The organism is Phytopseudomonas flavescens (genome assembly GCF_900100535.1).
Lineage (GTDB): Bacteria > Pseudomonadota > Gammaproteobacteria > Pseudomonadales > Pseudomonadaceae > Aquipseudomonas > Aquipseudomonas flavescens.
Map to the genome: position 1 here is coordinate 1 of NZ_FNDG01000007.1, position 20,128 is coordinate 20,128.

Annotated in this window: 14 protein-coding genes and 2 pseudogenes; 14 read left to right on the top strand and 2 right to left on the bottom strand. The window is 64.4% G+C overall.

Annotated elements, in window-relative coordinates; genetic code table 11:
• A pseudogene (locus BLR94_RS10600) lies at positions 1–295 on the bottom strand (transposase); the annotation flags it as partial.
• Positions 296–306: 11 nt separating this feature from the next.
• Between BLR94_RS10600 and BLR94_RS27125 the strand changes: the two are divergent.
• On the top strand, positions 307–1,452 hold the full coding sequence (locus tag BLR94_RS27125) for a calcium-binding protein (RefSeq protein WP_139207433.1): 1,146 nt from the start codon (positions 307–309) through the stop codon (positions 1,450–1,452).
• A gap of 129 nt (positions 1,453–1,581) precedes the next feature.
• Here BLR94_RS27125 and BLR94_RS10610 read toward each other — a convergent pair.
• Positions 1,582–1,953: pseudogene (locus BLR94_RS10610) on the bottom strand (transposase); the annotation flags it as partial.
• A 252-nt stretch (positions 1,954–2,205) separates the two neighbouring features.
• Here BLR94_RS10610 and BLR94_RS10615 point away from each other — a divergent pair.
• From BLR94_RS10615 to BLR94_RS10675, 13 genes are all read left to right on the top strand, one after another.
• Positions 2,206–5,619 (top strand): AAA family ATPase, encoded by a 3,414-nt coding sequence (locus BLR94_RS10615; RefSeq protein ID WP_084304733.1) that lies wholly within the window; start codon positions 2,206–2,208, stop codon positions 5,617–5,619.
• The gene (locus BLR94_RS10620; RefSeq protein WP_084304734.1) at positions 5,609–6,070 is read left to right on the top strand and encodes an ankyrin repeat domain-containing protein; all 462 of its coding nucleotides are present in this window, start codon (positions 5,609–5,611) and stop codon (positions 6,068–6,070) included. The genes BLR94_RS10615 and BLR94_RS10620 overlap by 11 nt, the downstream gene beginning before the upstream one ends.
• Before the next feature lie 133 nt (positions 6,071–6,203).
• Positions 6,204–7,841: a glucan biosynthesis protein D gene (locus tag BLR94_RS10625; RefSeq protein ID WP_084304735.1), complete on the top strand. Its 1,638-nt coding sequence runs from the start codon at positions 6,204–6,206 to the stop codon at positions 7,839–7,841.
• Between the two features lie 108 nt (positions 7,842–7,949).
• Positions 7,950–8,501, top strand: coding sequence for a YaeQ family protein (locus tag BLR94_RS10630; protein WP_084304736.1), 552 nt, complete (start codon positions 7,950–7,952; stop codon positions 8,499–8,501).
• 69 nt (positions 8,502–8,570) lie between these two features.
• Positions 8,571–10,286 carry a single-stranded-DNA-specific exonuclease RecJ gene (gene recJ / locus BLR94_RS10635; RefSeq protein ID WP_084304737.1) on the top strand — a complete coding sequence of 572 codons (1,716 nt, stop codon included), beginning with the start codon at positions 8,571–8,573 and terminating at the stop codon, positions 10,284–10,286.
• A gap of 339 nt (positions 10,287–10,625) precedes the next feature.
• On the top strand, positions 10,626–11,354 hold the full coding sequence (locus BLR94_RS10640) for a tellurite resistance TerB family protein (RefSeq protein WP_084304738.1): 729 nt from the start codon (positions 10,626–10,628) through the stop codon (positions 11,352–11,354).
• Positions 11,355–11,555: 201 nt separating this feature from the next.
• Positions 11,556–13,178: a methyl-accepting chemotaxis protein gene (locus BLR94_RS10645; protein ID WP_084304972.1), complete on the top strand. Its 1,623-nt coding sequence runs from the start codon at positions 11,556–11,558 to the stop codon at positions 13,176–13,178.
• A 4-nt stretch (positions 13,179–13,182) separates the two neighbouring features.
• Complete coding sequence (locus BLR94_RS10650) at positions 13,183–13,698, top strand: chemotaxis protein CheW (protein WP_279615852.1); 516 nt, start codon at positions 13,183–13,185, stop codon at positions 13,696–13,698.
• Positions 13,695–14,930, top strand: a complete 1,236-nt coding sequence (locus BLR94_RS10655; protein ID WP_084304739.1) for a CheR family methyltransferase — start codon at positions 13,695–13,697, stop codon at positions 14,928–14,930. The genes BLR94_RS10650 and BLR94_RS10655 overlap by 4 nt, the downstream gene beginning before the upstream one ends.
• Positions 14,920–15,597: a chemotaxis protein CheW gene (locus BLR94_RS10660; RefSeq protein WP_084304740.1), complete on the top strand. Its 678-nt coding sequence runs from the start codon at positions 14,920–14,922 to the stop codon at positions 15,595–15,597. Before BLR94_RS10655 ends, BLR94_RS10660 begins: the two co-directional genes overlap by 11 nt.
• Complete coding sequence (locus tag BLR94_RS10665; RefSeq protein WP_084304741.1) at positions 15,594–17,876, top strand: hybrid sensor histidine kinase/response regulator; 2,283 nt, start codon at positions 15,594–15,596, stop codon at positions 17,874–17,876. The genes BLR94_RS10660 and BLR94_RS10665 overlap by 4 nt, the downstream gene beginning before the upstream one ends.
• A complete protein-coding gene (cheB, locus tag BLR94_RS10670) occupies positions 17,873–18,877 on the top strand; it encodes a chemotaxis response regulator protein-glutamate methylesterase (protein WP_084304742.1) in 1,005 nt (334 codons plus the stop codon). The genes BLR94_RS10665 and cheB overlap by 4 nt, the downstream gene beginning before the upstream one ends.
• 64 nt (positions 18,878–18,941) lie before the next feature.
• A complete protein-coding gene (locus tag BLR94_RS10675; RefSeq protein ID WP_084304743.1) occupies positions 18,942–19,979 on the top strand; it encodes a response regulator in 1,038 nt (345 codons plus the stop codon).
• Positions 19,980–20,128 lie beyond the last annotated feature (149 nt).

The following is a 20,128-nucleotide window of genomic DNA, read 5'->3' on the forward strand; positions in this document are numbered from 1 at the left end:
CTGATGAAGGCGTACTTCAGCCGGACTCCTTGGCAAAGTACGCGGCGGCCTTTTTTAGGATGTCTCGCTCTTCGGTCACTCGCTTGAGTTCAGCACGCAGACGACGCAGTTCGGCCTGCTGATCGTTCTCTTGCTGCCGCTTTTCCTGGGGCTTGCTGTAGCGCTTGATCCAGGCATACAGGCTGTGCACCGACATACCTAACCGCGCTGCCACTTCGGCTACAGGAAGGCCACGCTCGGTCACTTGCTTGACCGCTTCGATTTTGAATTCTTCGGGGTAACGCTGGTTGCTCATGGCACCTCCTAGTGGGCCTCATTATGAGGCTTGGAGGTGTCTACGAAACTAGGGGCGATTCAACATTAGATGTCGTCTCTTACACAGCAGGTGAAGCATCATCAGGGTCTGGAGTTGTTCTTGATATTCATTTCGAACAGACCACTGGAAACATAAACTACTCAAAATATTTATCGATTGACAAAGCAATTGGTGTTCGCGGCGACACGACAGGAACAGATATAATTTACGGCGCAGATAAAATATTTGGCTCCATTGGATCGGACATATTTCGCGTTGGAGCCTATGAAATGGTACCCGGAGATAGCCCTGAGGCAATTTGGGAGCACAGCCTGGTTATTGATCTTGGGCAGTCTGGTGGTATTGGTGATACAGTTGACTTTTCATCAGTCAGCACCGGTCTTGAAATTGCACTTGGGTCAGAGGGGCAAGTATATAGTTTCAATCACGCATTCGGATTCTATGACCTGACGGGTGTGGAAAACGTGATTGGCACACTTGGCGACGACCGTTTCGACGGCAATGACTCGACTAATATAGTCGAAGGTCTCTCCGGGACAAATAGCTACTGGGGACATGACGGTGGTGACAAGTATGTCGTTGGTGCGGCCGGTTCAACGGATCATGTCTACGACAACTCCAACGATTCTAGGCTCTATATCCGGGATGCATCGGGCGATTTAATGCCTTTAATTGGAGGATTTACGCCCGTTTCTATATTGGCGCAGGCAGGATATTTCCCTCTGACTCCAGACAGAGCAGCCTATTTTAACCCCGCGAAAGTCGTAAGCCCTGCTAATTTTCATACTGGCTTCAATCCTAACATGACCCCCCTAACTTCAGATGTAGAAAATAGCGTATTCATCAAATACAGTCTTGCCGCGCCATCTGGTGGGCGAAGCAGTTTAGATCTTACTATTGAAATAACAAGGCTGCTGAGCAATGGGGCGAATGATGTGTCTGAAGTAATCGTTCACGATTACCAGGACGGACAACTCGGCTTGAAATTCAAAGAGCTCATTGAGCCCAATTACTCGGTTGCTGCGGCAACAACGCCTATGGAGACTATTATAAGTGTGTACGAAAATGCCCATCTAGAGGGGCTAAATGTCGCCGAAGAGTTCCACATTTCTTCGTATGACCTTTGGGCTGCTTGAGAACTAGATCCTGCACCCCCTGTTTAGCAATAGCTTACGCCATTAGCCTGGCGCCCTAAGTATCAACGGGATGTTGCTGGAGAACACTACAATGATACGACGCGCAAAATATGCATTCTAAGAGCCTGTTCACGATCTTTTGAGTAGCAGTGCCAGGAAGGCCAGATGGATGAACTGCAAGCTTGTGCTGAACTTGCGTTCACAGTTCTTCCATAGCCTTCGATTTTTCTCCAGCCACGCAAAGTTGCGCTCGGCAATCCAGCGCTTGGGCATGACCTTGAAGGCATGCAGTTCGTTGCGCTTGACAGTTTGCACCGTGACTCGCATGCCCAAGCGTTCTCGTACGCCTTCGGCGAATGGTTCCCCGGTATAGCCGCTATCGCACACCAGGCTTTGAACCCGAGGCAGGGCCTGTTTACAGCGCGTGATCGCGGCCAATGCGCCCTTGCGATAGGTAATCTCCGCCGTCGTCACCGCTACAGCATGCGACAAGCCTTGGGTAAAGCGTTCCCAGAAGCTGATGCAGTGCAGATGGTGCGGGAGCTGGCGAGAGAGGAGGCTACGCTGACACCAGTGCAGTTGCAGGACGTTGCGCAGTTGGAGCAGCTTTATGCCACAGGACAGGGCATCGCCACCCTGCGTGGTGATCTGCTCGAAACATCTTCGCAGTAAGCTCATTGCCTAGCATGGGCGACACCCTTGCAACGGTGCCACAATGGCCGTTCTGCCGTGACCCGAGCCAGTCCGCCGTCCATGAAAATCCTCAGCCTGCGCCTGAAGAACCTCAACTCGCTCAAGGGCGAGTGGAAGATCGATTTCACCGCCGAACCCTTCGCCAGCAATGGCCTGTTCGCCATCACCGGGCCGACCGGGGCCGGCAAGACCACCCTGCTCGATGCCATCTGCCTGGCGCTGTATCACCGCACGCCGCGCATGGAGCGGGTCGGCGGCGAGAATGAGCTGATGACCCGGCACACCGCCGAATGCCTGGCCGAGGTCGAGTTCGAGGTGAAGGGGCAGGGCTATCGCGCGTTCTGGAGTCAGCGCCGGGCGCGAGACAGGCCCGACGGCGCGTTGCAGGGCGCCAAGGCCGAGCTGGCGCGGCTGGATGGCGAGATCATCACCGACAAGCTCAGTGAGAAACCCCGCGAAGTGGAGCGCCTGACCGGCCTGGATTTCGGCCGCTTCACCAAGTCCATGCTGCTGGCCCAGGGCGGTTTCGCCGCTTTTCTGGAAGCCTCCGCCAACCAGCGCGCCGAGTTGCTGGAAGAGCTGACCGGTACCGACATCTACGGGCTGATTTCCCAGCGGGTGTTCGAGCAGACCCGTGACGTAAAAACTCATCTCGATCAATTGCGCGCCCGTGCCGAGGGCGTCGAACTGCTGGCTGACGAGCAGCGCCAGGCACTCGGCGACGAGGCCGCGCGGCTGGCGGCCGAGGAGGGCGGCCTGCAGAGCGCCTTAGCCGAAGCCGGTCGCCAGCGGCAGTGGCTGACTGACCTGGCGCGCGCCGAAGAACAACTCGCCATCACCACCGTTCAGGTCGAGGCCGCCACCCAGGCCGAGCACCAGGCTGCCGACGAACTGACCCGGCTGCAGCACAGCGAGCCGGCGCAGCGGCTGCAACCCGCTTACCGGGCCAGGCGCGACGCGGCCCAGGCGCTGGCGGCCAGTGACGATGAACAGCGAGCGCACCAGCAGCGACTCGGCGAGGCCGCGCAAGCGCTGCACGCAAGCCTGGAGCAGGCCGCGCGGGCCAGCGCTGCCATCGCCCTGGAAAAACGCCAGGCCTTGCGACGGCTGGACGACGAGTCCCACGGCCTCGATGCGCAATTGCAGGCCAGCGCCGACCACGAACGGTTGACCGCCCAGCTCAGCGGCTGGCAGCACGCCTTCGAAGCGCGCGACCAGGCGCAGCAGGCCATTGCCGCCTTACAGGCCAGGCGGCAGGCTGGCGCCGATCAGTTGCAGCAGTTTCAGATCAGCCTGAGCGGGCTTGCCCAATCGGTGCAGGCTGCCGCCCGGGTCAAGGCCAATGCCGAACAGCGTGTAGCCGAGGTGGAAGAGCGCTGGCAGAAGGCCCTGGCCGGGCGCAGCGAAGCCGACTGGCGCAATCACTGGCAGCAGGTGCACGCCCGCGGCAGTGCACTGGAGCAGCTCGGCCAACTGGCCGAGCGGCGCAGCCAGCTCACCCAGCAACGGCAGCGCGTTACGGCCGGCCTTGCCCGCCAGCAGCACGGCCTCGGCGAGCGCGAGGCCGAGCGCGGGGTACTGCGCGAGCGCTATCGTGAGGTGAAACAGCGACTGGCCGATCAGGAAAAGCTGCTCGAGCAGGAACAGCGCATCCAGGCGCTGGAGGCCTATCGCTCCCAGCTCAAGTCGGGGGAGGCCTGCCCGCTTTGCGGTTCCACCGAACACCCGGCCATCGCCGCCTATCAGGCACTGGACGTATCGGCGACCCAACGCGAGCGCGATGACGTGCGGCGTGCGCTCGAGGCACTGACCGAACAGGGCCAGAGTCTCGGTAATCAGCTTGCCGCGCTGCAGGCCCAGGTGGTGCAGAGCAGGGAGCAGGAGCAGGACCTGCAGCGCCAGCTCGATGCGCTGGCCGCTGCCTGGCGACGTCAGGGCGAGGTGCTCGACCCATTGCCCGATGACGAGCCGGCACTTGCCGCCGCGCAAACCCGGCAGATCGCCGAACGCGTCGAGGTCGACGCGACCCTCAAGCAGCTCGATGGCCTCAAACAGGAGCTCGAACGCACCCGCCAGGACGCCGGCATCAGTGCCCAGAAACATGTAGCGGCCCAGCAGCAGCTGAGCGCCGTCGAGCGCGATCGCGATCTCGCCCAGGCGGCGGCGCAGGCGTTGGCTGAACAGCTCGAGGCGCAGCAAGAGCATCATGCTCAGGTCGAGGCCGAACTGACGGCACAACTGGCCGCCTTCGGTCATCCGCTACCCGACGACGGTGCGGCCTGGCTGGCCGAGCGCAGTGCCGATGCCGGGCGCTGGCAGGAGGCACAGCAGCGCCGTCAGGCCCTGGCCCGGCAGCAGCCCGGTTTGCAGCACCAGCTCGCTGAAGCGGACAAGCAGGCGCAACAGTGGCAGGCCCGTTGGCAGCAAGCGGGTGGCCAACCGCTGGCTGCCCAGTCGATGGATCAGGCTGCCGCAAGCCTCGAGTCGGCCGAGGCGGGCTGGCAGAGTGCGGAGCGGCGCTGCCTGGAACTGCGCATCACGCTGGAGGGATTCGCTCAACGGCAGGCTGGCTTGAACGAGGCCGCGCAGCGTGCTGCAGCCGATTGGCAGGCGGCGCTGGCAGGCAGCCCGTTCAGCGATGAAGGCGAGTTCCTCGGGGCCCTGCTCGACGACAGCCAGCGCGCGCAACTGCAAGCGCTCAAACAGCGCCTGGAGAAAGCCCAGACCGAAGCGCGCGCATTGCAGGCAGCTGCCCAGGCTCGCGTGGCCACGCTGCGCGCCGAGCCGCAGACCGCGCACAGCGCAGAGCACCTGGACGAATACCTGCAGGCCCTGCAGGCGACCCTGAAACAGCTCGGCCAGCGCCAGGGCGAAATTCGCGGGCAGTTGCAGGCCGATGAGCAGCGCCGCCTCAACCAGCAGGCGCTGTTCGCGGCCATCGCCACGCAGCAGGGCGAATACGATGCCTGGCAGCAGCTCAACAGCCTGATCGGCTCGGCCGATGGCGCCAAGTACCGGCGCTTCGCCCAGGGCCTGACCCTTGGCCATCTGCTGCACCTGGCCAACGGTCAGTTGCAGCGCCTGCATGGCCGTTACCAACTGGCGCGCAAATCCCTGGGCGAACTGGAGCTGGAGGTGATCGACACCTGGCAGGGCGATGTGGCCAGGGACACGCGCACCTTGTCCGGCGGCGAGAGCTTCCTGGTCAGTCTGGCCCTGGCGCTGGCGCTGTCCGATCTGGTCAGCCACAACACGCGCATCGACTCGCTGTTTCTCGACGAAGGCTTCGGCACCCTGGACGGTGACACCCTGGAAGTCGCCCTCGATGCGCTGGACAACCTCAACGCCAGCGGCAAGATGATCGGCGTGATCAGCCACGTCGAGGCGCTCAAGGAGCGTGTCGCCGTGCAGCTCAAGGTCAGCAAGGGGGTTGGGATGGGTTACAGCACGCTGGAGAAACGTTATGCGGTCTAAAGTTCTGCTGCTGTGCCTGCTGAGCAGCCTTGCCCACGGCGAAGATGCCCGGCAGGATCATGGCCTGCAGGTGATGGACGAGCGTGGCTGCGTGCTTGGCAACGCGAGCATGCAGGCGCCGACCCTGACCCTGATGGCCGCCGCCTATGGCGAGTCGCCAGCGCGCAAGGCCATGGCGCTGACGCAGATGAAAGAGGCGCTGGAGGCCGGCTGCCCGGTCGACGAACCCGATCAGATAGGCCTCTCGGCTCTCAATGGCGCCATCCTCTACGACGAGCCGGAAGTGGTGAAGCTGCTGCTCGAAGGCGGCGCCGATCCGCGGCGCAAGATCGTCAGCCCGAAGACCACACTCAATGGCCTCGATTCCTTCGCCTTTCTCGAGCTGCTCGGCAAGCGCGACGGCAAGCGTGATCGCAATGCCATCAGGACGCTGCTGGAAGCGAGGCGCTAGGCGTTTCGCCTGTCATCGAGCAGCGGCACACCGACGGTTGCAAATTCTCCGTGGAACCATGTGGCGGGTAGGGCTATCTGTTGTAGGTCTTTTTTATCGCCTTCGGGCAGATCTCAACCTATCAGGTACGCCCATGCAAAGACGTAACCTCCTGAAAGCTTCCATGTTGATGGCCGCTTGTGCCGGTCTTCCAGCCGGGCTGTTCAGCCTGCGCAGCTTCGCCGAAACCGCCGACGGCAAGGCCGAACCCTTCGATTTCAAGCAGCTGCAGTCTCGCGCCAAGAGCATGGCCGGCCGTGCCTACAAGAGCACCGCCGAGGTGCTGCCCAAGACCCTCGCCGAGCTGACGCCCCAGCAGTTCAACGCCATCCAGTACGACCCGGCCCATTCGCTGTGGCGCGACCTGGGCGGGCAGCTGGACGTACAATTCTTCCATGTCGGCATGGGCTTCCGTCAGCCGGTGCGCATGCACGCCGTCGATGCCAAGACCCGCGTCGCCCGCGAAGTGCATTTCCGCCCCGAACTGTTCGAATACGGCAAGAGCGGGGTGGACGTGGCGCAGCTCAAGGGCGACCTGGGCTTCGCTGGCCTCAAGGTGTTCAAGCAGCCGAACATCGCCAAGTACGACATCCTCTCCTTCCTTGGTGCCAGCTATTTCCGCGCGGTGGACAACACCGGCCAGTACGGCCTGTCGGCCCGCGGCCTGGCCGTCGATACCTTCACCGACACGCCGGAAGAATTCCCCGATTTCACCGAGTTCTGGTTCGAGACACCGGACAAGAACGCCACCCGTTTCGTCCTCTATGCGCTGCTCGACTCGCCGAGCGCCACCGGTGCCTTCCGCTTCGATATCGATTGCCTGGAAGACCGCGTGGTGATGGACATCGACGCCCACATCAATGCCCGCAAGACCATCAAACAACTGGGCATCTCGCCGATGACCAGCATGTTTTCCTGCGGTGGGCACGAGCGCCGCATGTGTGATTTCGTCACCACGGCGATTCACGACAGCGACCGCTTGTCCATGTGGCGCGGCAACGGCGAGTGGGTCTGCCGGCCGCTGAACAACCCGGAAAAGCTGCAGTTCAACGCCTTCGCCGATACCAACCCGAAAGGTTTCGGCCTGGTGCAGTTCGACCATGACTTCAAGTCCTACCAGGACACCGTGGTCTGGTACAGCCGCCGGCCAAGCCTGTGGGTCGAGCCGACCACTCAGTGGGGCGAGGGCAGCATCGACCTGCTGGAGATCCCCACCACCGGCGAAACCATGGACAACATCGTCTGCTTCTGGAATCCCAAGCAGGCCATCGAGCCCGGCACGTCGCTCAACTTCGGCTACAAGCTGCACTGGGCTGCACTGCCGCCGGTCAAACCGACCCTGGCGCAGGTGCATGCCACCCGCTCCGGCATGGGCGGCTTCACCCTCGGCTGGGCGCCGGGCGAGCACTGGCCAAAGCAGTGGGCGCGACGTTTCGCCATCGATTTCGCCAGCGGCCCGCTGGCCAGGATGGACGCCAAGGCACAGGTCGAAGTGGTGGTCGAAGCCTCCCACGGCGAGGTCAAGGATTTCAGCATCCTCGCCCTCTATCCCGACATCGAGGGTTTCCGCGCCCAGTTCGACTGGTTCCCGACCAGCGACAGCGTCGAGCCGGTGAACATGCGTGCCTACCTGCGTCGTGTCGACAACAAGGAAGTACTCAGCGAGACCTGGCTGTACCAATACTTCCCACCGGCACCGCAAGAGCGCCGTTACCCCGACTGGAAGGGCTGAGGTACAGCCACCTGCAGCCTGGCAGCGCACCCTTTGGGCGGCGCTGCGCCCACGCCTGCAGCCGGCCTGATAGACTGGCGCACTTTTCTGAATTCCAAGAAGTGCGCCATGGCCCAGCCGTCCACGACCTACAAGATCGATCTCAACCTCACCGATATCGATCGCAGCATCTATGAGAGCCTGCGTTTCACCGTGGCCCGCCATCCCTCGGAAACCGAGGAACGCCTGGCGGCGCGGCTGATCGCCTATGCGCTGTTCTACCAGGAGCACCTGGCCTTCGGGCGCGGCCTCTCCGACGTCGACGAGCCGGCGCTGTGGGAAAAGAGCCTGGACGGCCGCGTACTGCACTGGATCGAAGTCGGCCAGCCGGACAGCGAGCGGATCACCTGGTGCTCGCGCCGTACCGAGACCTTCAGCCTGGTGGCCTACGGCAACCTGCGGGTGTGGCAGACCAAGTGCCTCGACCCGGTGCGCACCCTGAAGAACATCAACGTGGTCGCCCTGGGTCAGGAAGCACTGGCCGATCTTTCTCTGGATCTGCCCCGTTCCCTGAGCTGGAGCGTGATGATCAGCGATGGCGAGCTGTTCGTGACCGACGAGCGCGGCCAGCACGAAATCCCCGTGGAGTGGTTGGCTGGCGAGCGAACGCTGGGCAACTGATCCGAGCCGCGCCACGCCTTTTGGCCTGGCGCGCCCCCTGTTTCACCGCACGAGTAGAATCCGACGTCCATGCGTATCGAGTCCCGCCCGCTTCCCGCTTCTCTGCCCGATCTGGGCAATCTGCCGCCTTTGCTGACCCGACTCTACGCGGCCCGCGGGGTGCTCTCGGCAGCGGAGCTGGAAAAGGGCCTGGCACGGCTGCTTCCCTTCACCCAGCTCAAGGGCATCGAGGCGGCGGTGGGGTTGCTGGTCGACGGGCTGCGCCAGCGTCAGCGCCTGCTGATCGTCGGCGACTTCGATGCCGACGGCGCCACCGCGAGCACCGTCGGCATGCTCGGTCTGCGCATGCTGGGCGCCGCCCATGTCGATTACCTGGTGCCGAACCGTTTCGAGTACGGCTATGGCCTGACCCCGGAAATCGTCGCCGTGGCGCTGACCCGTGAACCGCAGTTGCTGATCACCGTGGACAACGGTATCTCCAGCATAGAAGGCGTGGCGGCTGCCAAGGCGGCCGGGCTGAAGGTGCTGGTCACCGACCATCATCTGCCGGGCAACGCGTTGCCCGATGCCGATGCCATCGTCAATCCCAATCAGCCGGGCTGCAGCTTCCCGAGCAAGTCGCTGGCCGGCGTCGGGGTGATTTTCTACGTGCTGCTGGCGCTGCGGGCGCGACTGCGCGAGCTGGGCTGGTTCAGCGCCGAGCGTCCCGAGCCCAATCTGGGCGAACTGCTCGACCTGGTGGCCCTGGGCAGCGTGGCCGACGTGGTGCCCCTGGACGCCAACAACCGCATCCTGGTGCACCAGGGCCTGGCCCGTATCCGCGCCGGTCGCGCGCGACCAGGGTTGCGCGCGTTGCTGGAGGTCGCCGGCAAGCAGCACGGGCGCATCACCTCCAGCGACCTGGGCTTCATTCTCGGCCCGCGCCTGAACGCCGCCGGGCGTCTCGACGACATGAGCCTGGGTATCGAATGCCTGCTCTGCGAGGACGAAGGCCTGGCCCGCGACATGGCCGTGCAGCTCGACCAGTTCAACCAGGACCGCAAGGCCATCGAACAGGGCATGCAGCGTGAGGCGCTGGCCCAGCTCAAGGACCTGCCCCTGGAAAACCTGCCGTTCGGCCTGTGCCTGTTCGAGGCCGACTGGCACCAGGGGGTGATCGGCATCCTCGCCTCGCGCCTGAAAGAGCGCTACCACCGCCCGACTATCGCCTTCGCCGATGCCGGCGAGGGCCTGCTCAAGGGCTCGGCGCGCTCGGTGCCGGGCTTTCATATCCGCGACGCGCTGGATGCCGTGGCGGCCCGTCATCCGGGCCTGATCGGCAAGTTCGGCGGCCATGCCATGGCCGCCGGCCTGTCGTTGCCGGCCGAGCATTTCGAGATCTTCGCCAAGGCCTTCGATGACGAGGTACGCCGGCAGCTCTGCGAGGACGACCTGACCGGCCGCCTGTTGTCCGATGGTGTGCTGGGCATCGACGAATTCAACCTGCCGCTGGCCCGCGAGCTGCGCAATGCCGGGCCCTGGGGCCAGCATTTCCCGGAGCCGTTGTTCCATGGTGTGTTTCAGATCGTTCAGCCACCGCGACTGCTCAAGGAGCGACACTTGAAACTGCAGTTGCGTAGCGAGTGCGGCAGCCTGCAGCTCGATGGCATTGCCTTTAACGTCGATCGTGACGTGTGGCCGAATCCAACCGTGCATTGGGTCGAGCTGGTCTACAAGCTGGACGTCAACGAATTCTGCGGTCAGGAATCGGTGCAGTTGCTGATCTCTCACCTGGCGCCGCGCTGACGGTCAGTCACGCAGCCCTAGGCTCTGTCCGAAAAGTACCTGCGCTCGCTGATGCTTCGTTAAAAATCGGCTGGAATGCCAGCCCAGTCAAAATGCTCATTTACAGCTCGTAAACTCGAATGCGAGCCCAGTCCGTTCCTCACCGATTTTTGCCTCGCCTGACCTTCGCTCGGAGACTTTTCAGACAGACCCTAACGCCATCTTGAACGTTGCCCACAGGCCGATTGTCTATCTGCCTGTGCGACGCGGCTGTACGCGCAATATCTTGACGCAATCTGTAACCGACGGCGGCCAGGCTTCGCAGTAGATTCGTTCGTTCCCGAACCATTGGAGATCTTCATGAATACGCGCGGCTTGCTCGATCAACTGCTGAAGTCCGGGCAGGAATTGCTGCAACAGAAAACCGGCGGCAAGTCCTCCTCGGGGCTGGGTGGTGCGCTGGGCGGCCTGCTCGGCGGCAACGCCGCTAGCGCCGGCAAGAACGACAACGGTGGTATCGGCTCGATGCTCAAGGGCGCCGGCGGCGGTGCGGCACTGGCCATGCTGCTGGGCAACAAGAGCGCCCGCAAGATCGGTGGCAAGGTCATCACCTATGGTGGCCTCGCTGCATTGGGCGTGATCGCCTACAAGGCCTACGGCAACTGGCAGGCCAAACAGGCGGGTGCGCCCCAGGGCGAACCGCAGACCCTCGACCGCCTGCCGGCGCCGCAGGTGGAGCTGCACAGCCAGGGTATTCTCAAGGCGCTGGTGGCGGCCGCCAAGGCCGACGGCCATGTCGACGAGCGTGAGCGCGAGTTGATCGAAGGCGAGTTCAGCAAGCTGGCCAGCGACGCCGAAACCCAGCGCTGGCTGCAGGCCGAGCTGAACAAGCCGCTGGATCCCGCCGATGTGGCACGCTCGGCCAGCACGCCGGAAATGGCTGCGGAAATGTACGTCGCCAGCGTGCTGATGGTCGACGAAGAACACTTCATGGAGCGCGCCTACCTGGAAGAGTTGGCCCGCCAGTTGAAGCTCGACCCGGCCCTCAAGGCCGAACTTGAAGCGCAGGTTCGCCAGGATCTGCAGTAACCCCGCCTCATCCCGCTGCCGACGGCTGCATGCCGTTCGGCAGTCCTGTCCGCTGTTACCCCTGACACCCAAGCGCCTGTTGCTACAGTAAATAGGGCCTGTCTCGCTTGCGCTGCTGCTGCAACGTCCATAGAGTCCGGCGCATGAACTGCGGGGCCTGCCCGCAGGCTTCATTCAAAGAGTCGGCAGATGGGGTTGAATGTGAAGAACTGGACTGTTCGCCAGCGTATCCAGGCAAGTTTCGCGATCATCATCGCGATCATGTTGTTGATGGCCGCGGCATCCTTCGAGCGCCTGCTCAAGGTCGATGGCGGAGCTACTCGCCTGCTGGACGATGCCATGCCCGGCATGTTCCACATCACTCAGGTACGCAGCGCCTGGACCGACCTGTTCCACCAGACCATCGTCCAGGTCAGCATGAAGGAGCAGCACGTCCTCAGCGACGCCGACCGGCAACTGATCAAGGGGGCCGGCGACAAGCTGCTCGCTTCGCTTGTCGACTACCGCACCACCATTCGCGACGACGCTGATCGCAGCGCACTCGCGGCCTTCGATCAGACCCGCGAGCGCTTCGCCCAGCAGCAGGCCAACGTGCTGAGCGTCTACGATCAGGGCCGCACCGCCGAAGCGCGTGCCCAGTTGGCCGGGGAGTTGACCGATACCTGGAACCTGGGGCGTACCCAGCTCACCTCGATGATCGAACTCAATCGCGATGTGGCCTACTCCTCGGCACGGGATATCGTCTCGGCGGTCAGCCGTGCCGAACTGAGCATGGCCATTTCCGTGCTGCTGGCGATCGTCGCCGCTTTCGTCTGCGGCTACTTCCTGATGAAGGCGATCACTCGCCCGGTGCAGCAGGTGGTGCAGACCCTCCAGGCACTGGCCAGCGGCGACCTGACCGTGCGCATGGACCTCGGCCGCCGCGACGAATTCGGCGCCATCGAAACCGGATTCAATGGCATGGCCGAGGAGATCAAGGTGCTGGTCGCCCAGGCGCAGCGTTCGGCCGTGCAGGTCACCACGTCGGTGACCGAGATCGCCGCGACCTCCAGGCAGCAGCAGGCCACGGCGACCGGAACCGCCGCCACCACCACGCAAATCGGTGCCACCTCCCGGGAAATCGCCGCCACCTCGCGGGATCTGGTGCGCACCATGACCGAGGTGTCCGGCGCCGCCGAACAGACCTCGACCCTGGCCGGGGCAGGGCAACTGGGCCTGGGCCGCATGGAGGACACCATGCACCAGGTGATGAGTGCCGCCGAGCTGGTCAACGCCAAGCTGGCGATCCTCAACGAGAAGGCCGGCAACATCAATCACGTGGTCACCACCATCGTCAAAGTGGCCGACCAGACCAACCTGCTGTCGCTCAACGCTGCCATCGAAGCGGAAAAGGCCGGCGAGTACGGCCGTGGCTTCGCGGTGGTCGCCACCGAGGTTCGCCGGCTGGCCGACCAGACCGCCGTCGCCACCTACGACATCGAACAGATGGTTCGCGAGATCCAGTCGGCGGTCTCGGCCGGGGTGATGGGCATGGACAAGTTTTCCGAGGAGGTGCGCCGTGGGATCGGCGAGGTCGGCCAGGTCGGCGAGCAGTTGGCGCAGATCATCCACCAGGTGCAGGCCCTGGCGCCGCGTGTGTTGATGGTCAACGAAGGCATGCAGGCGCAGTCCACCGGCGCCGAACAGATCAACCAGGCGCTGGTGCAGCTCAGCGAGGCCTCGTCGCAGACCGTCGAGTCGCTGCGCCAGGCCAGCGCGTCGATCGACGACCTCAACCTGGTGGCGAACGGTTTGCGTAGCGGTGTCAGCCGCTTCAAGGTCTGAGCCGGTGAGTGAATCAGCCAGGCCATTGCCGGGGCGGCGCAGCGCCGGTCAGCTGTTCCTGTTGTTCAGTATGGGCAGCGATCGCTACGCCCTGGACGTTCGCGAGGTGGTGGAAGTGATGCTGCTGCGCCGTTTGAAGCAGATCCCGGCGGCGCCCGGCTGGGTCGCGGGGCTGTTCGCCTATCGCGGCAAGCCGGTGCCGGTGCTCGATCTCGCGTGCCAGGCGCTCGGCCGGCCGGCCATCGTGCGCACCAGCACGCGGCTGGTGGTGGTCAGCTACCAGCCGCAGGCGAGTCAGCCACCGCGCCTGCTGGGGCTGATCCTGGAACAGGCCAGCGACACCCTGCGCAGTCCGCCCGAGGCCTTCGTCGACCCGGGGATGAGTGTGCCCGATGCCCGCTACCTGGGGCCAGTGCTCAAGGCCGAGCAGGGACTGGTACAGTGGGTGCGCGTGGCTGATCTGCTCGACGAACCGCTGCGCCAGCTGTTGTTCGCCGCCACCCTGGAGGGCAGCGCATGAGCGACCGTTTCGAGCGTCTGCTGCACGGCCTGATCGGCCTGGATGCCGAATCGGTCGGCCAGGTGGTGATCGAACGCGCCGTCCGCCAGCGCGTCGCCGACCTGGGCTGCGCGGACGAAGACGCCTACTGGCTGCAACTGCAGGTTTCGTCGCTCGAGCAGCAGGCGCTGGTCGAGGCCGTGGTGGTGCCGGAAACCTGGTTCTTCCGCTACCCGGAATCCTTCGTCGCGCTCGCGCAGCTGGCCCGTGAGCGGGTCGCGCAGATCATGGGCGTTCGCCCGCTGCGCATACTCAGCCTGCCCTGTTCGAGTGGCGAAGAACCGTATTCCATTGCCATGGCGCTGCTAGATGCCGGGCTGCCGGGCGACACCTTTCGCATCGACGCCATGGACATCAGCGAGCTGATACTGGTTCGTGCACAGCGAGCGCTGTACGGGCGCAATTCGTTCCGTGGCGACAACCTGAGCTTTCGTGATCGGCACTTCGTCGAGACCCCGGAAGGCTTTCAGCTAAAGGACGAGGTGCGCCGCAAGGTGCGTCTGCTCGCCGGCAACCTGTTGGCCCCCGGTCTGCTGGCCGGCGAAGCACCCTACGATTTCGTGTTCTGTCGCAACCTGTTGATCTACTTCGACCGTCCGACCCAGCAATCCGTGGCGGCCGTGCTGCAACGTCTGATGCGCGATGACGGCGCACTGTTCATCGGGCCAGCGGAGGCCAGCCTGTTCAGCCAGGTCGGCATGCAGGCCCTTAACATTCCATTGGCGTTCGTGTTTCGGCGCGCGGTCGACAAGGCGCCGGTTCCCACGGCCGCCCCGCCCCAGGCCGTGCCGGCCCGTGCCAGGGGGGCTGCGCCCGCGCCTGCGTACCAGCCAGCGATGCCCCGTACACCTGCGTCAGCGCCACGGCCGCAGGCTACCGGGGAGTCAGCCCTGGAAGAAATCGCCAGCCTTGCCAATGCCGGTCACAGCGACGAGGCCCGTTCGGCCTGCGAGCGCTACCTGGCCGCTCACGGCCCCACCGCTCAGGTGTTTTACTGGCTGGGGCTGCTCAGCGACGTGGCCGGGTGCAGCAGCGAGGCGCAGGGCTACTACCGCAAGGCCCTGTACCTGGCACCCAGGCACGCCGAGGCCATCGCCCACCTGTCGGCCCTGCTCGCGGCCCGTGGAGACCTGGCTGGCGCCAGGCGCCTGCAACAGCGTGCCGGGCGTGGAGTGAGCCGCGATGAGCGATAGCCTGCTGCCGCTGAGCGATGACGAACGGGCGGCCATCGACGATTGCTGGAACCGCATTGGCGTGCAGGGCGACAAGTCCTGCGAGCGCCTGCAAGAGCACCTGCACTGCCGCAACTGCGAGGTTCATGCGTCACTGGCCAGCCGCCTGCTGGATCGTTTCGCGCTGCAGCGCGACGACCAGCCCGACGACGAATGGGTAGAGGAGGTGCCTTGCGAGCGTCGCTCGCTGCTGATCTTTCGCGTTGGCGAGGCCTGGCTGGCGTTGGCCACCCGTGCCCTGAGCGAGGTGGCCACGCGTACCGCGATTCATTCCCTGCCGCACCAGCGCTCGCTTGGCCTGATGGGCGTCACCAACGTGCGTGGCGCCCTGGTGGCCTGTGTCTCCCTGGCGGAGATGCTCGGCCTGGAAAGCGCCGAGGCGGTCAGCGAACGTAGCGTGGTGCCCCGCATGCTGATCCTCAGCCTTGCCGACGGGCCTGTGGTGATGCCGGTCGACGAAGTCGAGGGCATCGAAGCCATCGCCGTCAGTCAGGTGGTCGAGGTGGGCAACGGCAGCGTTCCCATGGCCCGACGCTTCGCCTCCGGGGTTCTACAGTGGAAGGGGCGCAGCGTGACCCTGCTCGACGAACAGATCGTGCAGCAGACCATCGCCAGGAGTCTCGGATGACGCCCGATCAGATGCGTGACGCTTCGCTGCTGGAACTGTTCAAGCTCGAAGCGCAGGCGCAGACCCAGGTACTCAACGACGGCTTGCTGGTGCTCGAGCGCGATCCGCGCCATGCCGACAGCCTGGAAAGCTGCATGCGCGCCGCCCACTCCCTCAAGGGCGCGGCGCGCATCGTCGGCCTCGACATCGGGGTCAAGGTCGCCCATGTGATGGAGGATTGCCTGGTCGAGGCCCAGGAAGGGCGCCTGCTGCTGCAACCCGAGCATATCGATGCGCTGCTGCAGGGGGCCGACATTCTGTTGGGCCTGGGCTCGCCATCGACCGGGTCGAGCGAGACCAGCACCGTTATCGACCCGTTGATCGAGCGTCTCGGTGCCCTGGCGCGCGGTGGCTACGTCCCCAGCCCGCGCCCGCCGACGTCGCCCGCCCCGGTCGCCGAGCCCGAGCCCGTCGTTGCGGCCGCGCCGGAGCCGCAGCCCGCGCCCGCCAGGCCGGCGAGGGCGGAGGGCGGTGACGGCGGGGGGGAGGGGCGCGGGCGCATCCTGCGGGTCAGTGCGGAGCGGCTCGACCACCTGCTGGATATCTCCAGCAAGTCGCTGGTCGAGTTCCAGCGCATCAAACCCCTGGGCGATGGCCTGCAACGCCTCAAACGCCTGCAGGCGGCGGCGCGGCGTGCACTGGACGTGGCACGTGAAGCGCTGCCCGAAGGCAGTATCGACGCCCAGGCCGAAGCCATGCTGGTGGAAACCCGCCAGGCGCTGGTCGAGTGCCAGCAGGTACTGGCCCAGCACATGGCCGACCTGGACGATTTCGGCTGGCAGGGCGGCCAGCGTGCTCAGTCGCTGTACGATGCCGCGCTGGCTTCGCGCATGCGCCCGTTCGCCGATGTGCTGTCGGGCCATGAACGCATGTTGCGCGATCTCGCTCGCGCCCTGGGCAAACAGGTGAGACTGGTGATCGAGGGCGAAAGCACTCAGGTCGACCGCGACGTGCTGGAGCGCCTCGAAGCGCCGCTGACGCACTTGCTGCGCAATGCTTTGGATCATGGCATCGAGCCGCCCGAGGTGCGCCTGGCGCGTGGCAAAACAGCCGAAGGCCAGATACTGATTCGCGCCCGCCATCACGCCGGCATGCTGTTGCTGGAACTCAGTGACGATGGAGGGGGCGTCGACCTGGACAAACTGCGCAGTGCGGTGATCAGCCGTGGCTTCGCGACCGAGCAGACCGGCGAGCAACTGACCGAGGAGGAACTGCTGGCCTTTCTGTTCCTGCCGGGTTTCAGCATGCGTGATCAGGTCACCGAGGTGTCCGGCCGCGGGGTTGGCCTGGACGCCGTTCAGCACATGGTGCGGCAACTGCGCGGCGGTGTACGCATGCAGCAGCGCCAGGGCCGGGGCTCGAGCTTCCATCTGGAAGTGCCGTTGACGTTGTCGGTGGTACGCAGCCTGGTGGTCGAAGTCGGCGGCGAAGCCTATGCTTTGCCGCTGGCCCATATCGAAAGGATGACGCGCCTGCAGGCCGAGGACATCGTGCAGCTCGAAGGGCGCCAACACTTCTGGAGCGAAGGCCAGCACGTCGGCCTGATCGCCGCCAGTCAGATTCTCCAGCGCCCGGAAGGCAAGCCTGGCGACAACGGTATCCCGGTGGTGCTGATCCGTGACCGTGACAACCTGTTCGGCCTGGTGGTGGAGCGTTTCGTCGGCGAGCGCACCCTGGTGGTGATGCCACTCGATGCGCGCCTGGGCAAGGTGCAGGACGTGTCGGCAGGCGCATTGCTGGATGACGGTACGCCGGTGCTGATTCTCGATGTCGAGGACATGCTGATGTCGGTAACCAAGTTGCTCGGTAGCGGTCGCCTGGAGCGGGTCGACCGCAGTGTTCGGCAGCTCATCGGCGTTTCCCGCAAGCGCGTGCTGGTGGTCGACGATTCGCTCACCGTGCGCGAGCTCGAGCGCAAGCTGTTGCTGGGCCGTGGTTACGATGTGGCGGTGGCGGTCGACGGCATGGATGGCTGGAATGCTCTGCGTGCGGAGCATTTCGACCTGCTGATCACCGATATCGACATGCCGCGCATGGATGGCATCGAGCTGGTCACCCTGGTGCGTCGCGACAGCCGTTTGCAGTCGCTGCCGGTGATGGTGGTGTCCTACAAGGATCGCGAAGAAGACCGCCGGCGCGGCCTGGATGCCGGGGCCGACTATTATCTTGCCAAGGCCAGTTTTCATGATGAGGCGTTACTCGACGCCGTGCTCGATCTGGTTGGAGAGCCGCACGAATGAGGATAGGGATCGTCAACGACATGCCATTGGCGGTGGAAGCCCTGCGCCGGGCCCTGGCCCTCGAGCCGGCGCATCGCATCGCCTGGATCGCGGCAAACGGCGCCGAGGCGCTGCAGCATTGCGCGGTCGACCTGCCGGACCTGCTGCTGATGGACCTGCTGATGCCGGTGATGGATGGCGTCGAGGCGACCCGGCGAATCATGGCGCAGAGCCCTTGCGCGATCCTGATCGTCTCGGTGGATATCGAGCAATACGTCAATCGCGTGTTCGAAGCCATGGGCCATGGCGCCCTGGATGCAGTGAACACCCCCTCGCTGGGCGGCGACAGCGCCGCTGACGCGGCCACGCTGCTGCGCAAGATCCACAACATCGGCTGGCTGATCGGCCAGAATGCCGGTCACAAGCGCAGCGCCTCGGTGTCGCTGCCCGGCACGTCGGCGGCTCGTCGACTGGTGGCGATCGGTGCTTCCGCGGGTGGGCCGGCGGCACTGGCCACGTTGCTCAAGCAATTGCCCGGCCATTTCGATGCCGCGGTGATGCTGGTCCAGCATGTCGATGAGGTGTTCGCCGCCGGCATGGCCGACTGGCTGGCCGGCGAGTCGGCCCTGCCGGTACGCCTGGCCCGTGAAGGCGAGCAACCGCAGCCCGGCGTGGTGCTGCTGGCGGGCACCAACAACCACATGCGCCTGCAGCGCAACGGCGAGCTGGCCTACACGGAAGAGCCGCGCAGTCACATTTACCGGCCTTCCATCGATGTGTTCTTCGACAGCGTGGTCGAGCACTGGTCTGGCGAGGCGATTGGCGTGCTGCTCACCGGCATGGGGCGCGATGGCGCCCTGGGCATGAAGAACATGCGTGGTCGGGGATTTCTGACCATCGCCCAGGACCAGGCCAGCTGCGCGGTGTACGGCATGCCCAAGGCGGCGGCCGAGCTGCAGGCCGCGAAAGAGATACTGGCCCTGGAGCGAATCGCCCCGCGGCTCGTCGAGCTGTTTGGCTGATAGACTTAACCTGCGTCCACATTTTAGAGACTCACCCTGGTTACCTATGGGTCTGGAGACCGACATGCAAGCGCCCCGCAATGCCACGGAAGAATTCGGCTCACCCAAGGAAGGCGCAGTCATGGTGCTGCTGGTCGATGACCAGGCCATGATCGGTGAAGCAGTGCGCCGCGAGTTGCTCGGTGAGCTGGGCATCGATTTTCACTACTGCTCCGATCCCACCCAGGCGGTCGCCCTGGCCGAGCAACTGCGCCCGACGGTGATCCTGCAAGACTTGGTGATGCCCGGTGTCGATGGCCTGACGCTGTTGGGCGCCTACCGTGCCCGGCCATCGCTGCGCGATGTGCCGATCATCGTGCTGTCGACCAAGGACGACGCCACGGTGAAAAGCACCGCTTTCGCATCGGGTGCCAATGATTACCTGGTCAAGCTGCCTGATACCATCGAGCTGATCGCGCGCATTCGCTATCACTCGCGCTCCTACACCGCCCTGCAGCAGCGCGACGAGGCGTACCGCGCCTTGCGCGAAAGCCAGCAGCAACTGCTGGAGACCAACCTGGTGCTGCAGCGGCTGATGAACTCCGATGGCTTGACCGGATTGTCCAACCGACGGCATTTCGACGAGTACCTGGAGATGGAGTGGCGCCGCGCACTGCGTGAGCAGACGCCGATGTCGCTGTTGATGATCGATGTCGATTTTTTCAAGAGTTTCAACGACAGCTTCGGCCATGTCGCCGGCGACGATGCGCTGCGCTCCGTCGCCGGGGCCCTGCGTGGCTGTTGCAGCCGCTCCACCGATCTGCCTGCCCGTTATGGCGGGGAAGAGTTCGCCCTGGTGCTGCCCGGCACCTCCGCGGGTGGCGCACGCCTGCTGGCAGAAAAGGTGCGACGTGCCGTCACCGACCTGGGCATCGCCCATGACAAACCCGAGCCGGGCTCGGTGCTGACCGTCAGCCTGGGGGTCGCCACGCTGGTGCCGCGTGCCGGTCAGACCTCCCTGCAACTGGTCAACCTGGCGGATCGCGGCCTCTACATGGCCAAGCAGGCCGGTCGCGATCAGGTTGGACTGGTCAACGATACCAGCTCGCTGGGGCCGCCCTAGGGGCCGTTGACGTTTCTCGCGGCAACGCGGCTCGCGCTGAAACGTCAACAGACCCTGGGACGATTGATCCTTGGATGCTCGTCATCGTACTGCCATCGAATGGCGACTCGGGTATACTCGTCGGCTTTTCCGAAGTTTTATCTGCGAGT